At 45.5% G+C, this 16,331-nt stretch carries 6 protein-coding genes; 4 read left to right on the top strand and 2 right to left on the bottom strand.

All coding sequences use genetic code 11. The annotated features are described in order from the left end of the window. Positions 1-45 precede the first annotated feature (45 nt). Genes ABF87_RS12785 through ABF87_RS12775 form a run of 3 tightly spaced genes read left to right on the top strand, consistent with a single transcriptional unit; the run spans position 46 to position 2,303 of the window. Entirely contained in the window at positions 46-501 is a 456-nt protein-coding gene (locus tag ABF87_RS12785; protein ID WP_240143676.1) for a cytochrome c-type biogenesis protein, read from the top strand. Further along, positions 498-1,820, top strand: a complete 1,323-nt coding sequence (gene ccmI, locus ABF87_RS12780; RefSeq protein ID WP_160829505.1) for a c-type cytochrome biogenesis protein CcmI — start codon at positions 498-500, stop codon at positions 1,818-1,820. Before ABF87_RS12785 ends, ccmI begins: the two co-directional genes overlap by 4 nt. A 12-nt stretch (positions 1,821-1,832) precedes the next feature. Beyond that, the gene (locus ABF87_RS12775; protein ID WP_160829504.1) at positions 1,833-2,303 is read left to right on the top strand and encodes a peroxiredoxin; all 471 of its coding nucleotides are present in this window, start codon (positions 1,833-1,835) and stop codon (positions 2,301-2,303) included. A gap of 71 nt (positions 2,304-2,374) precedes the next feature. Here the strand turns inward: ABF87_RS12775 and ABF87_RS12770 are convergent, their stop codons facing one another. Continuing rightward, positions 2,375-5,287 carry a calcium-binding protein gene (locus ABF87_RS12770; protein ID WP_160829503.1) on the bottom strand — a complete coding sequence of 971 codons (2,913 nt, stop codon included), beginning with the start codon at positions 5,285-5,287 and terminating at the stop codon, positions 2,375-2,377. 1,115 nt (positions 5,288-6,402) lie between these two features. On the opposite strand from ABF87_RS12770, the gene ABF87_RS12765 reads away from it, so the two are divergent. Continuing rightward, complete coding sequence (locus tag ABF87_RS12765; protein WP_160829502.1) at positions 6,403-9,279, top strand: FG-GAP-like repeat-containing protein; 2,877 nt, start codon at positions 6,403-6,405, stop codon at positions 9,277-9,279. Positions 9,280-9,427: 148 nt separating this feature from the next. Here ABF87_RS12765 and ABF87_RS15360 read toward each other — a convergent pair whose 3' ends face one another. Then, positions 9,428-16,243: a putative Ig domain-containing protein gene (locus tag ABF87_RS15360; protein WP_275689470.1), complete on the bottom strand. Its 6,816-nt coding sequence runs from the start codon at positions 16,241-16,243 to the stop codon at positions 9,428-9,430. Between the last annotated feature and the right edge of the window lie 88 nt (positions 16,244-16,331).

Here is a 16,331-nt window from a genome sequence, read left to right as displayed (position 1 = left end):
TCTAATTACTTGATGACTTTGAAGTTAAATAGAATCATTTGCTGTATGTTGTTCTTGTTGGTCATCATCCCCTCATTAGCGTTGTCGAAAGAAGCCATTCCTGTAGCTGAGGATCCGGAAGTTGAAAAACGAATGCTTGCATTGACGATGGATCTGCGCTGCCTGGTATGCCAGAATGAATCCATTGCTGATTCACGGGCTGATTTTTCAAACGATATACGGCGTGAAATTCGTGAGCAGATCAAAGCAAACAAGAGTGATCCCGAGATCGTTCAATTCCTAGTCGACCGCTACGGCGATTTCGTTCTCTATAATCCCCCCATCAAACCCACTACTGTTCTTTTGTGGTTTGGTCCCGTTGCATTGTTCTTGATAGGGTTTGGTGCGCTGATCGTGTATCTGAAGCGCCGGCGTCAGCAGATTGAGGACGTTCCCTTATCGGAAGATCAGCTTAAGAAAGCTGAAGCACTATTGGATGAAAAAAAAGGTAAGAAGGTATGACGTCATTTTGGGTTATTTCTGGTATTTTTATAGTCACAGCGCTGCTGTTCATCATCCCGACCTTGATGCGAAGCAGGGATATACAACAAGCAAATCTGGAACATGATGCGGTCAATATCACGGTGTACCGTGATCAATTGGCTGAACTTGAAAATGACTTGCGCAATGATATCCTGACTCAGGAGCAGTATGACAAAAGTAAGCAAGAACTCCAGCAACGCATGTTGCAGGATATTCCTGATGGAGAAACGTTTTCGATTGGTAAAACCAAAAGAATTCATAATATTGCGATATCGGTTCTTATCGCCTTGATATTGCCGCTGGCAGCAGTTTCCCTATATCTTATGGTGGGAGAAACCAGAGGACTGTTACCGCAAGCGCAACTTGCCAGTGCAACACAGATGAAGCAAAGTAACAGTGGTGAAAATCCCCAAGGGCACGAGAATCTTTCTGCCGCCCTGGAAGGCCTCATTTCAAGACTCAGCGCTAATCCTGGCGATATTGAAGGTTGGGTCATGCTTGGGCGTACTTATAGCAGCATGGAACGATATACCGAAGCTACTAATACGTACGCAAAAATAGTTGAATTGGTACCCGATAATCCACAGATTCTGAGTGAATACGCACGTGTCTTGGCCATGAAAAATAATGGCACGTTGGCGGGTAAACCCACGGAATTGTTATATCAAGCCTTAACGATTGATCCACAATTTCCCCCTGCCTTAGCGCTTGCGGGTCATGCGGAATTTGAACAAGGACACTACACTCAAGCTTCAGCACATTGGGAGAAATTATTGGCGAGCATTCCACCGGATACGCCATTGGTTAAATCCATCAAAGACAGCATTGCTGAAGCTAAGCTGCTTGCTTCCAATGGAACAGGGAAAACGTCTGAGCAACCCGTTGCGGCGCCTGAACCGGTGGAGACGAATATCCAACCCGTCAAAAATGATACTGACACCCCTACGGGGAACTCTACATCGGTTTCGGGGCGGGTTGCCATCAAACCCGAACTGTCCTCCAAAGCTGCCTCAAGTGATACTTTATTCATTTACGCGCGCGCTAAATCGGGGCCCAAAATGCCATTGGCCATTTTACGACTGAAGGTTAGCGATTTGCCTGCATCATTTACATTGACAGATGATATGGCAATGACACCGACAATGAAAATGTCGAGTTTCCCGGAAGTTGTGATAGAAGCAAGGATATCCAAATCAGGCCAGGCTGTGCCTGCGAGCGGCGATCTCCAAGGGTTCAGTGAACCTGTCAAACTTGGTCACAATGACATCTCGATTGTCATTGATAAGCAAATTCCCTAACGAGGACGAATCATGGTAAAGATCGATCATCCTGTTGAGAATTTTAGTTTACCCTCGACCGGTGCTGAGGAGTTTTTGTTAGCACAGCATTTGGGCAAGCACATAGTCATCTATTTTTATCCCAAGGACGATACGCCAGGCTGCACCACGGAAGGTCAAGATTTTCGCGATCAATGGAATAACTTCACCGAAAAGAATTGCATCATCGTTGGAATTTCCCGAGATAGCGTTCAATCGCACCTTGACTTCAAGCAGAAAATGCAATTTCCGTTTGAATTGTTGAGTGATGTTAATGAAACCGTATGCAATCAATTTGATGTCATGAAAATGAAGAATATGTATGGTAAGCAAGTGCGGGGCATTGAGCGCAGTACTTTTGTGATCGATACTCAGGGTACCCTGAGGAAAGAATGGCGGGGTGTCAAGGTTCCAGGGCACGTGCAAGAGGTTTTGGAGTATGTTTCAACTTTACAGCAAGTCTAAAAATTAATGATGGTCGCTCGATCGCAGAAAATACAAAAATTGCGTAATAGCTATTCTTAAAGCGCCTGAACTTAAATCGCGTGAAAATCCCAGTTAGTCAATGCCAATCCGGTACTCAGTGTCGCAAATTGCACCGCGGCTCCAGCACTATTACCATCGGCATCATATAGCACTGCACCTGTAGCGCTATTGTAGATAATGAAATCATTGCCATCCAGCGCCTGCGTACCGATTACAAATTGATCGGCAGGTATTTTATCGGGCGTAATCATGTTGGAAAACACCGTAAATATACTATTCTCAAGCTTGATGGTGTCATCGAACACGTTATAGTCGGTAATTGTATCAATCCGGCCACCTGTAATATGATCCGCCGTTTTAAATTGAAAATAATCCTTACCCGTACCGCCTGTTAACGTATTATTACCTGCTGCGCCATTGAGAATATCATTTCCTCCTCCTCCAATTAACTGATTTGACGCAGAATTTCCAACTATAGTATTAGCTATTCCGTTGCCGGTAGCATTAATTGCTGAGCTCGCAATCAAGGTAATATTTTCCACATTATCTGATAACACATAACTCGCGCTACTATTGACTCTATCAATGCCCTCATTGAGATTTTCAACAATAATGTCGCCCGCATTATCAATCGTATAAATATCGTCACCCAATCCACCGATAAGGGTATCTGCTCCCGTAGCGCCATTGAGCGAATTCGCTGCTGCATTTCCAGTGATTGTGTTGGCCAAAACATTACCGGTACCATTAATGGCTGCAGTACCGGTTAGTAATAAATGTTCAATATTGCTTTTCAAGGTAAAAGTTATATTGCTGTTAACCGTATCGATACCGGCATTTAGATTTTCAGTAACGATATCTCCTACACTATCAATAATATAAGTATCGTCACCAGCTCCGCCTTTTAGCGTATCTGCACCACTCAATCCATCAAGCACATTAGCTGCCGAATTTCCTAACAAAATGTTAGCGAGACCATTGCCAGTACCATTAATGAGTGCGGTACCCGTTAACGTCAGGTCCTCAACTTCATTAGGCAAGGTATAAGTAATGCCACTGTTAATTTTATCAATTCCCTCATTCAAGCTTTCAGAAATGATATCGTTTGCGTTATCAACAAAGTAAATATCATTACCTAGCCCACCGATAATAATATCTGCGCCGGCACCGCCATTCAATGTATTGTTTGCTGAATTTCCAGTGATCAAATTAGCTAAAGTATTGCCTGTGCCATTAATATTTGCTGTGCCTATTAGAGTAAGATTTTCAACTTGACTGGGTAAAGTGTAGGTGACGCTATTCTTGATTGTATCAATGCCCGCATTGAATTTTTCAATAACGATATCACTCGCGAGGTTGACGATATAATTATCGTTACCTAATCCACCTGCTAAAGTATCGGTGCCAATACCACCGTCGAGAATATTATTTTGTGAATTTCCTACCAAATTATCGTCGAAACTACTACCGATCAAGTTATCGATATTATTTAATATATCTAGTCCAGCACCACCCGTATTTTGTGAACCTGTCAGCGCTAAAGAGATCGTGACAGGGGCTGTCGCATACGCATAGGTAACGGTATCGTTTGCTCCTGTACCGGCAAAAACGTCATTTGCACTGGTATTAACTAGCAACTGACCTGTATCAAACGCAGTAACTGTCAGCGTTAGAGTATCCTCAACAAAAAGTCCGCGAGTATCAGTGGCAATTATTTCCAGCGCGTAAGTTCCATAATTACTAAAATTAGGTGTTCCCGTTAGTATTCCGGTCGTTTCATTGATTTGAATCCAGGCGGGCAAAGCTCCCCCACCCACGAGCGTAGCGCTAAAAAACAAAGAATCTTCATCGCTAAAAGACGCACCGGCATCGTAACTCCAGTTAGTCGTGTCATATTGCACTGCTTGATCAACCAATGGCATTGCAAGCTCTGGAGCTTGATTCGCGCCCGTCACAGCCACAGTCGGATCGCTGGTTAGGCTCTCAAGTGTGCTCTGTCCGTCGGTGTAACTGACCGAGACGCTGATTTGTGCGCCAATATCGGCGGTACTCAGCGTATAGCTGCCGTTTGTCGCACCGCTTATCGCGACATTATCGCGTAGCCATTGGTAGCTGAATGCGCCCAATCCATCGGTGTCCGCGATGGTGCCGGTAATAGCGGTGAGCGTGGCGTTTTCCTGCGCGGTTCCTTCTATCGTCACGGCGCCTGTGAGTGGGTCGTTGGTGGGTGTCACGATAAAATTGAATATACCTGTAGCTGGTGGAATACCATTTTCACTGCCATCAGATAATGAAAATTCAAAACCGGCACTGAGCGTTTCAGAGCCATTATGCGAAAAACTAACTTTGCCATCGATTACATCTTGAGCGCTAAACGATGAGGTCGTATAACCATCAAGCTTAACAACGCCATTCGTTTGTGATATCAATGTATAAATTAATTCCCCAGCAGCATCATCTGGATCGACCTCGTCAAGGTCAACCACTGTAAACACATAATCACTTGCCTCGCTAATTGTTGCAGTAAGATCACCAGTAATTACAGGAGCATCATTGGATGCTACTACTGTAAGAGTATAGGTTATTGGAATACTAGCTGATGTTTCCGGCCCAATCGTATCCAATGCGACAACCGAGATTTCATGAGTTCCAAGCGGATCATCCGAAGAATTGCTATAAAGCACTGAGCGCAGCACTGATTGCCAGTTGACGTCTGAAATATCGCCAGTATCACTACTGATGGTAAGTACACCAGTAATTGAATCATAGGAAGATATGTAATGTGTTGGCAAAGAAGGAGCTAAAAGAAGCTCAGACGGAAGTGCACTACCCAATGTAATTTGTACGATATCTACAAGACTATCATCGCTAGAAAGAAAGTTAGCTGCAGCGAAAAGAATCATATCGCCTTGATTTTCTGTATAACTTCCACTGGTGCTATTCAGCTCGACCATAATAGGCATATTTTTCTCTTAATTCCCAGTATTATCGCTGCAATGTTCATTATTAATTTTCATATTCAGTCTAAGTCTCTATTAAGCAGTTGATTCTTAAACGAACAATTAGCATATCTATTTTGTATAAAATGCTATGAATACCTTATCTATAGAAAAAGACACAGTATTCATGATAGTTTTGAGAAGTATGTTGAAGCGCTTCATAGCAGCCTCATATTTGCATTTACTTTAGTATAGAGCACTTAAGCTAAAAAATGAGGTAATTATTTTAGTATGTTTAAGCTACATCCGATTTTAGCAGCTCCCTTGTTCACGTTTCATTATGAGGTTTTTTCCTCTTCAGTCTACTGATCTGTAAAAGATGACGTGCTATATCGCTTTGATCAGTAGCTGTTTTTAGCACTCATCAAGACTTCGTTGTCGTGTGCTTCTCCATTCCGCTGAACGTTACCCTTCCTTTAAAAATCTCGCAAATAACGAGTGACGATCAGATTAGCCGCATCGGCTAAAATGCGCAGCTTAAGAAACTTAAGGAGCGCGCCGAACCTGTGATTTCAACATACTCCGATAAAGTTGGAGCAGAGTAGAGTTTGCCGAGTTTTTTCTAAGATAATGCTTAGGGAGAAATAAGTATTATCTTATTTACTTATCAATTTGGTAAATCTAAGATCCTTCAAAGATATCCTTCTCATACAGTTTCATAGTAGGTTTGCGTGATTCACTCAGAATGAATCGTAATAGCTGACATTTAAGACAATGAAAACTAATATGCAAAATTGCTCTGGAACAATCCACCGTAAGTTTTCTGCCGGTCTTTCCTTGCTCGCTTCTGATGCACGCAACAGATTTCACTATGATTCGTTGTTTTTGGTGATGTTATTGCAATGTAGTCAGTTTGCTCATGTGCAATAAAACACTTCATTGGATCAATCATTCGTATCTAATGGGAATACTCAGATTCAAGTAATGGGAAAAATCCATGAATTAGTCATGCATCGCATGATCTAAACCCGAAAAATGGGGGGTCACTCATTGATCCTACGTAGCGGTTTTTGAAAAAATTGTAATCAGCTGAGCACGGTAATACATTTAACATTCTATCTACTATGGGGAATTATATTATGTCTGATCCTGTATTTAGCTTTATGGGCCTGAACCAACTGGGTCTGGGTGACGTGGGCAGTTTATCAGGTCCATTTTTTGCTGATATCGATGGCGATGGCGACTTAGATGGTTTTGTCAGTAATGGCGATAGCAATACATTGTTTTACAGAAATGTTGGCACAACTAAGAAACCAGTCTTTGCGGCACCTCTTACCAATCCCTTTGGCCTGAAAACGGGCGCAATCAATCCGAAGTTCGTGGATATTGATAATGATGGTGATCTGGATGCATTTGCAGGGAAAGCAGACGGCACAACTGTTTTCTATCGGAACACTGGAACGGCCGTTAATCCGGTATTTGCTGCGCCTGTTGCTAACTCGTTTGGCTTGAGCACGAAAGAGACGCTGGGAAATGCCACATTCGTGGATATCGACGGTGATGGCGATTTGGATGCCTTTGCGGGAAATTACAATGGTGACACATTATTTTTTAAGAATGCCGGCACAGCCAGCAACCCAATATTTTCGGCTTCTCCTCAACTGAATCCTTTTGGATTGGACGAAGTGAATGGATATTCCTTCCCAACCTTTGTTGATGTCGATGGCGACGGCGATTTGGATGCGTTTGTCGGTATGCAGCATTATAGCAGCGGCGGCGGGTTACAGTTTTTCAGAAACATAGGTACATCCGAGAAGCCATTATTTCATCTCGATAGCAAAAATCCGTTCGGCTTGAATGAAGCCGGTGGCTATATCATTAATCCCACTTTTGCGGATATCGATGGTGATGGCGATAGCGATGCGGTGATCGGAGATGTCAGTGGCAACACTGCATTTTTTCAGAATAGCGGTCCAGGAACCCTGCCTTATTTTTCTTCCGGGGACTCATTTAATTTCAATGAAACCAGTTATTTTTCTGATCCCACTTTTGTAGATATCGATGGTGATGGAGATTTAGACGCGTTTGTAGGCATGGGATATACCTATGGCGGCAATACCAGCGGCAATACGCTCTTTTTTAAAAACACCGGCACCGCGAAGCAACCGCTTTTTGCTTCACCGATCGTAAATGCATTCGGGTTGAAGGATGTGGGTGATTTTGCCAGTCCAGTGCTTGTGGATATCGATAACGATGGGGATTTCGATGCCTTCATTGGGAATGATGCTGGTAATCTGATGTTTTTCCGGAATACCGGTACTGATCATGCGTCTCGATTTGCCGCTCCCGTGACTAATCCGTTTGGTTTGAAGGATATAGGGAGTTATGCCGAACCGACGTTTGTGGATATTGATAATGATCGTGACCTGGATTTGTTCGTGGCCAATCTGTTTTTCAAGAATGTGGGCACGATGAGCAAACCAGCATTTGCGCAACCCATGGTCGATTCATTTGGGCTGAGCGGTTCAAACCCGACATTCATTGATATCGATGAAGACGGTGACCTTGATGCTTTCACCGACGCCACTCATTTTTTTCGGAATACCGGAACAGCCAAGAATCCTGTTTTTTCCGAGGACGTTTTCAGTACCTTTGGATTGCTGGACGGCTCTTATCGTGCATCCATCGATACATTGACTTTTGCCGATATGGATGGCGATGGGGATATGGATGCTTATATCACAGGCACTTATCAATATGGCAGTATCACTCCCTGGGAATCTCTGTTCATCAACAACACAGCCCCGAATGTAGCCAATCTTACTGCTTCGGAGAATTACACCAAAAATACGCCGTTGAACCTGAAGGACATCATCATCAGTGATGCCGACAATGCGACGGTGACTGCCACGTTGACCCTGTCGAATGCCGCCGCCGGTAAGTTGAGCACGGCTACGTCGGGTGGAGTGACTTCCAGCTACGATGCAGCAACAGGTGAATGGGAAGCCAGCGGCGCTATTGCGAATGTGAACGCGCTATTAGCGGGCGTAGTATTTAAACCGGCTCCCAATTTTTCCGGTGCATTTTCGATCAACGCCAGCATTACCGATAACGTTGCATCCGCGCTCACAGGATCTAAAGATTTTACCGTCATGCTGACGAGCACACCCGGTAATACCATTCTGAAAGGCACAACTTCAAGCAATGATACGGTTACGTATGCATCAGCCAGCGGGCCAGTAACGGTTTCACTCAATATCACGACTCCGCAAAATACTAGTGGTGCTGGGCGGGATACATTGACGGGTGTGGAAAACCTGATCGGTAGTAAATTTGGAGATACGCTCACGGGTAATTCGACCTACAACATCTTGGATGGGCAAGCAGGCAATGACATTCTGCGCGGATGGTCGGGAGCGGATACGCTGATCGGCGGACCCGGCAATGACACGTTGTTTGTCGAGAATACGCGCGATATCGTGATGGAGAAACCAAATGAAGGGATTGATACGGTCAGCAGCAGCATTACGTACATTCTGCCTGTCAATGTCGAAAAACTGATCCTGACCGGCACTAACGCCATCAATGGCACAGGTAATGGATTAGCGAATGTGATTACCGGCAACGCGGCTGCCAATCAACTTAATGGCGGCGCAGGAAACGACATATTGGATGGGGGATATGGCATCAATCGATTAACGGGGGGTGCCGGTAATGACATTTTCAAATTTACCAGCAAAGGACCCGTGGATGTGATTACGGATTATCACGTCGCGAATGACACGATCCAGCTGGAAAACAGCGTGTTCAACGCGTTGACTGATCCAGGCGTATTGGCGGCTGGTCAATTCCGGGTCGGTGCCAAAGCGCTGGATGCCAATGATCATATCATTTACAACAGTGCGACTGGCGCGTTGATTTACGATGCTAACGGTAATGGTTCCGGCGGCATCACACAGATCGCTACGATCGGCACCGGATTAGCCCTGACGCATGCGGATATTGTAGTGATTTAATCGCTTCGGGTTTAATTCATCGCCTCTTGGGGCGAAAGCTGGTTGAAAACCAACAGATTGAAGAGCAAGTTAATACCCCGCTGCTTGCAGCGGGGTACGTTATTCTGCTTTTGATTGCCTGACCTTCATAGCTGCTTTTTTAAGCTACTCAGATGATGACAATATCGGTATGCGTCAGCGCCAAGCCTGCGCTGAGCGTGGCAAAATGTATCGCAGCTGTGGCACCATTACCATCAGCATCGTAGCGTAATGCCCCGGTTGCAGCGTTATAGAGAATATAATCATCGGCATCTGTTGCAAAATTACCTATTTTGAAACTGCTACTTGGCAAAGATCCATCGTGACTGAGTGCGGTAAATACTGCATTGTCCAGTTTGAGGGTATCGTTCCTGACTGAGAAGTCGGTAATCGTGTCGATAGAGTCGATTTGAGTGAATTTGAAAATATCCTTACCAGAACCACCAATTAATTCATCTTTGCCCCCTTTGCCATCCAACGTGTCGTTACTGGTGCCGCCAAAGAGCCGATTGGCGGAATTGTTTCCGACGATGATATTGGGAAGATCATTGCCGGTGGCATCGATGGATGAGGTACCGGTTAAGGTTAAATGCTCAAAGTGTTTGCCCAAGGTGAACGTGACCGTGCTGAAGATTCGGTCAATTCCTTCATTGCGGTATTCCACTGTCAAATCATTGGCATTGTCAACTCGATACACGTCATTGCCGACTCCACCAAGCATGAGGTCTCTGCCCTTGCCACCACTGAGTTTATCGTTACCGCTTCCACCGATTAGCGTATCGTTTCCAGAACCACCATTCAGCCGATCATCTCCTGCATTGCCCGATAATGTGTCATCACCCGCAAAACCATACAATATGTCATTGACTGATTCTCCCTTCAAGATATCGGAACCGGATGTGCCACGAAGAATTCCAGTTTCGGATTGGATGGTGAGCGTAAAAGTGTCTGATACCGTCAAGTCGTTGTTGTCCTTAGCAGTGACCGTCACATTGAGTATTCCTGGGGTATCGGGTGTACCGATAAAAGTCTGAGTTGAGGCATCAAAATGAAGCCATGCGGGTAATGCTCCACCGTTGCTCAGTAGTGCACTGTAGCTGAGATTATCCACGGCATCAGGATCAGTGAATGTATGTGAATCAATGGCATAGTTGAAAGTGCTTCCTAGGATCGTTTTCTGATCGGGTAAGGCAATCGATAATTCGGGAGCGTGATTCGTTTCCAGTCGCGCCATGATTGCGGCCAGATCCCAAGTGACATCCTCATCAGAGAAATTAATTTCTTCAACAGAAGAGGGTGAAACTCCGTTATCTGCGAAGTAATCAAGCACCGTGAGTTCATCACCAGCATCAAGAACGGTCAGCACCAAGTGATCGCCGCTGCGGCTAGCGCGCACCTTATCGGCACTAATGCCATGACCGAACTCAATGTAATCAAATTCTTCGGTAGTCGTGTCGTGATTATTCACTGTATCCTTACCAAAGCCTTGGTCAAATAAATAGCTGTCGTTGCCGGGACCACCCGTCAAAGTGTCATTGCCTGATCCACCGGCAAGAATGTCATCGCCTTGTCCACCCATGAGTGTGTCATTGCCTCCTTCGCCATACAGCACATCGTTCGAGTCTTGCCCAGCCAAGACATTATCTTGGTTTTGAGGATTCAACGTTGAAGTTGGGTGGGCAAAATCAATTAATTCGGCCATTGTGAATTCATTACCGTTGTCCAACTGAATTCGCTCTAACCCAAAACCGGGCAAATCGGTCGAATTGGGTAGAACGATTTCGACACCGCCGCCTGTCCAGGATAGGGTGAGAGTGGCGTGAGTAGTTTGAGTATGTAGTGCTTCAACAAATCGGAGGTCTTCATCTTCTTCTCTGATTTCGCGTATGCCTCCGACCATACGCTCGCCCCATGTAAAACTGATATCCCCAGGGTTAATCCCGACGAGGCGGAGCGTGTCCTGAGCGATGGGTTTAGGTTCCAGGGTATAATTTAAACCAATATTTACCTCATCTTTAAAAAAACTCCCGCTTTGTCGTATTTGCGCTCCGGTATCCCAAATAACATCGATTCCCACTTCGCCAGCGAACATGAAATAGCTGTCTTGACTGAAGCCGCCGTCGAGAACATCATCGCCATCGCCGCCTATCAATGTATCTCGGGCATGATTGCCATATAAGTTGTCGTTACCGTTATTACCATACAGAAAGCCGCCAACTTTCGGGGAGGTATCGGTGTAATAATAGACTTCACTGTTAAGGTGAATTTTTCCGGAAGCATAGAGCGTATCGTTACCGTTTCCTCCATCGATAATTGAAACTTCGTTCCAGGAATTGGAATCGCTGGGTTCGTTTCCATTGCTGTACTGATAATCATCGCCGTGTTTGTAGCCTATGATGACATTATCACTGTCGCCGCCTTGGATGTGCTCGACCTGGGCATTGGTCGTTGTATGAGTTTGCCAATGGTTTTGTACCACCTTAGGTGTGGTAAAGAATGAAAAATCGAGTATGAAGCCGACTAGTAAATTATACGTGTCGTAGACAGGCGTCATGCCGTTGAAGATCTCGATATCTGAAACAGGTTCTTTATACAGTTGCGCCCATTCGTGGACCGGAACGAATAGCAGTTTTTCAGATGGAGGCTCCTGTCCCCGATCCGCAGTATCAGCAGGATTGGGATTCAGAAGATCTATACGCGTGCTGGAGGAACTTTCGCTATTCGATTGCCGTTGTATGAAGGAAGTATCGGCTGTAGTGTTCACTATTGTAAAATGATGAGTGTCAATTTTTGTTTCATAGGTACTGACGGATTCTGCATGATACGTTGTAGGATTGATTGCTTCTAAGGATCCTAAATTATTGTAGTATTCATTATTCAATAAAGAATTTGCCCACTGCGTACGTGCCGTCTCCAGGAAGTCTGCTTCCAGTTGTTCAAGATCAATCGCAGGTTCGGGCAAAGCCAACCACTCGGCCATATCGAGCATGACATTGTTTTCTACCCGAATGCTCCATTGTTGCGAGAATAAGTAGTAATCCTTCAAGGTGAGTGTGGCGGTGCTGCCACGCAAAGATATAATCAGGTCATCTCCGTATTGCGCATGCCGCAAGTCAGCGATCACAGTCCCTTTTTCCAATGCGATTGTATTGCTGCCGGCAAGTTCTGTAATGATATCGTTACCTTGTGAATTCCAACCAAAAAGATAGGTATCCTCGCCTTCTCCGCCCACCAGTAGATCATTGCCAGACCGACCATCCAAAATATCGTTGCCGGCATACCCTTCAATATGATCGTCGGCGACTGTTCCGACGAGCGTATCATCATGTATTGTTCCTCCGAGAATGCCTGTGGCCAACATATTTATTTCGTCCACACTCATCATTGTCCCGTCGCTGAACCGCAGTGCCGTAATATTCGGCCCCTGGGTAAACCATTCTTTGAAAAGCAGGCTATCTTGAGTGTCAGCAATACGTAGCAGCAGATCACCATTGGCTAACTGGAAAAAGCGAAGATCAGCTGTAGTGATCCCTGCACCAAAATGAACCTCGTCACCGGATGCATCGTCGCTATTCGTTGCAGTTATAGTGTCTCCACCATCGCCACGGTTGAAGATATAGCTATCGGCGCCACTGCCACCGGTGTATCGATCCTCGCCCGACCCGCCTTGCAGCGTATCATTGCCAGCCTCGCCAAATAGTGCATCATCACCAACTCCGCCGTCGATTAGATCATTGCCGTTGCCACTCAACAAATAATCATTACCGCCATGTCCTCTCAGCGAGTCGTCATGAGTACTACCTTGAAGCAGATCATCGTCGGCACCACCATAAGCTTGGTTGATGGGTTCATCGGAAATTACTCCGAGAGATGATAAATTCAGTATGACAGGTTCATGTAAATTCTCACTGATCCACGCTTCCATGTCGACGGAATTGCTGCCATTGAATTGAATCTGGGCATTCATACCATACATGGCGTACTTCAAATCAAGAATGCCACCATTAGCCTGAGTAATGCGCAAAGTGCTGGAATCTTCCAGCCATGTCATTTGAGAAGGTTCTTCTGATTCTGGGTTATCCAAAGCGAGGCTGGTATCGGCCAGTACAATTATGGAGTGGCCATTCAGATCATTGATGACATCACCTTCTTCGACATTGAGATAGGTATCATCACCTACACCGCCTAGCAGCACATCATTGCCTTCTCCGCCATCGAGCGTATCATTACCACCACCGCCAGAAAGTACATCATCGCCAGCTCCGCCATCGAATACATCATCACCTTGATAAACCAGAGGAATATCGATTGCGTCACCAATCAATAGATCGTTATCTGCACCTCCTAGCAGATAATCCGAACCGCCGTTTCCCAATAATTCATCTTTCCCATTTCCACCATCGAGATAATCATCGCCATGGAGCGATGCATTCAGACGGTTGGGTGAGTTATCTCCGAATAACTTATCATTTCCTGCTTGTCCCAGCAGTGTGTCATTACCGGCTTCACCAAATGCAACATCATCATCTGCACCGGCATCGATGAAATCATTACCACCCTGCGCAAATATCCAGTCTTTTCCGGTACTGCTATAAATGACGTCATCATCACCTACATTTCCTCCTATTTCGACAGTATTAAAATTGTAGAAACGTGAATAATGGGTTGTGTTACCGACGGTGTTGACCGATTGAGTTATATTCCAATTGCGCTCGACTAATCCAAAACTGACGTCGCCTTCTATCATATCGTCACCACCCAGGCCGACCAAAACATCTTCACCTAGGCCGCCCATCAATATGTCATTCCCGGCATTACCCATGAGTATGTCCTTACCAAGACCGCCATCAAGAAGGTCACCTCGCTTGCCAGTACCTGTTTGAGTTTTGCCGAGAATGTAAGCGTCATCCAAGGTAAATTCGGTTTCTGCGTAAAGCCGGTCATTGCCTTGTTGACCAGAAATGATGTCGCTGTCAGTACCGCCCAGCATGAGATCATCATTTTTTCCGCCCGCGAGAACATCTTCTCCTGCGCCACCTTCAATACGATCTTTGCCATCTTTGCCATCAACCTCATCATTTCCGCCCAGACTGCGAATATGATCGTTCTCGGCGCTGCCGAACAACATATCTTCGCGATCGGGATCTTCTTCTTCAGTGACGATCAGGTTATCGAATTCATCGTATTGAGTCGGCTTTTCAGGCTCGAGATCACCCAGGATAATGCGATCGAACATCAAAGATTCGGGTTGAGCATTTTCGCCAAGCGTGATGCCGAACTGACCATTGCTCCAGTTCTTGATCCGCACCCTCGCGCTGTCGTTGGCACCGACATAGCTGATGAACAAGTCAGAATTGCCGTTGTCCTGGACAGCACGTAAATAAATCAGATCATTTTTTTGATCTATCCAACTGTCACCCATTTTTATCCAATCTTTCCGATCGGTTACACCGCTTTTACCACGCGCGACAGTGCCGCCGAATTCAACAACACCCATTCCATCTGTGTCCAGTATGGTATCGGTGCCATCGCCGGGATTCAGCATGTAAGTATCCAATCCGGAGCCGCCTTCCAGATAATCATTTCCCTTGAGTCCCTTCAGCATGTCATCGCCTTCGCCGCCATAAAAATGGTCCTCGACGGCGGAAGCGGCAGGACTATCCCAGCTATCGCCACCAAAAAAATAGCGCGGCGTTTTATTCGTTAACTCACCTTGAGAGATTTTGTATCCTGAAGTGACGTCTTCAGAGTAATCGTTGATATTCTGAAACCGATGATTGCTCGAACTCGGCTCGATGGTAGAATCCAGCGGATTCTTGTCTTCAATGTTGAACCAGTTTTTGCGTATCAGCATCGTCAAGCGATCAATGATGTAGGACGAGGTCAAGGTACCGGCGCCTGCTTCCAAATCGAAGAGTTCCAGGGCACCGTACGTGTTGAAAGCCTCATAATCGATAGTTTCTCCTTCCAGAATGAAGGGATTAAGTGCCACTAACGCAAAGCGCGTGGCGAGACCTTGCTGATCGTTGCTTTCCAATTTGGAGAGAATGTCGTTGGTGGAAAGATCGAAGAAGGGCGTCAATTCGACATTGTCAGCCAGCTCCGCTAGCTTATTCTTGAATGTTTCATTATTTAATTGGGCGTAAAACTGATCGCGGTTGTCAATGGAAGTTTTGTGATTTTCACCCAGCACAATTTTTCCATTTTCGGGATTGATTAAAATGGTGCGCAACGCATCCACAGCCGATTCAAGGGTTTTGGCATTCGATCCGCCAATATCCTTGGTTGAGCCAAACGCATCGATCAGCGTGCTCATCTGTTGAATTTCTTGATCGGGCAGAAGCTGAGAATAGGTCGAGTAAACAGCAAGCGCGTCGGTCAGCAATACGATGCTGTGATTGTTGTTAGAAGCTTCAGTTTGAATGTTGACCGGCGAGCCAAGTTGATACCCTAAACTTGCAATGATTGGAAAGCCTTCGGAACCGCGTAGATTCCAGATATTACTTTCATCGATCGTGTTCAGACCAAAGACGTCGCTGATGACGTCCGCCAGATTGCCCATCAACCCACCAACGCCAGGGGCATTAAAAAGATAAGCTTCCGTAACTTGCGGAAAGTTTTGTTTGATTGCAGCAGCCAGATAACCACCCAGGCTGTGACCGGTAACAGTAAATGTTTGACCTTGAAGAATATTGGGATCATTCAGCCAAGCATTTAATTTAAACTGCAGCATAGCGTATTGAGGATTAAGCACTGCAGGCAGAGCAGAGGCTAGAATTCCGTCAGCTAATAAATCTTTGTCTTCAAGCTCAGTGCCGCGAATTGCGAGACACTTGGTTCCGTCGGAGGATTCAAAAACAGTGGCCGAAACTCCAGTGAGTGGATCGATGTATTGGGCTGAGACTCTCCAAATTTTCGTAAATTCAGCAGCCTGGGATGGAGACATCTCTACATCATCGCTCGTTAATTCTTCAATTCTGATTAAACCTGTTGAGAATTCTCCATAAGCCACTTGACCTGTCTGGAAATTTCCT

The organism is Nitrosomonas sp. JL21 (assembly GCF_009833095.1).
GTDB lineage: Bacteria > Pseudomonadota > Gammaproteobacteria > Burkholderiales > Nitrosomonadaceae > Nitrosomonas.
This window is presented reverse-complemented; position numbering and strand designations above follow the sequence as displayed.

What these genes read in the sequence shown, in the direction of transcription:
- ABF87_RS12765 (WP_160829502.1), top strand. Translation starts at nt 6,403, where the DNA reads ATGTCTGATCCTGTATTTAGCTTTATGGGCCTGAACCAACTGGGTCTG.
- ABF87_RS12775 (WP_160829504.1), top strand. Translation starts at nt 1,833, where the DNA reads ATGGTAAAGATCGATCATCCTGTTGAGAATTTTAGTTTACCCTCGACC.
- ABF87_RS12785 (WP_240143676.1), top strand. Translation starts at nt 46, where the DNA reads ATGTTGTTCTTGTTGGTCATCATCCCCTCATTAGCGTTGTCGAAAGAA.
- ABF87_RS15360 (WP_275689470.1), bottom strand. Translation starts at nt 16,243, where the DNA reads ATGTCTCCATCCCAGGCTGCTGAATTTACGAAAATTTGGAGAGTCTCA.
- ABF87_RS12770 (WP_160829503.1), bottom strand. Translation starts at nt 5,287, where the DNA reads ATGCCTATTATGGTCGAGCTGAATAGCACCAGTGGAAGTTATACAGAA.
- ccmI (WP_160829505.1), top strand. Translation starts at nt 498, where the DNA reads ATGACGTCATTTTGGGTTATTTCTGGTATTTTTATAGTCACAGCGCTG.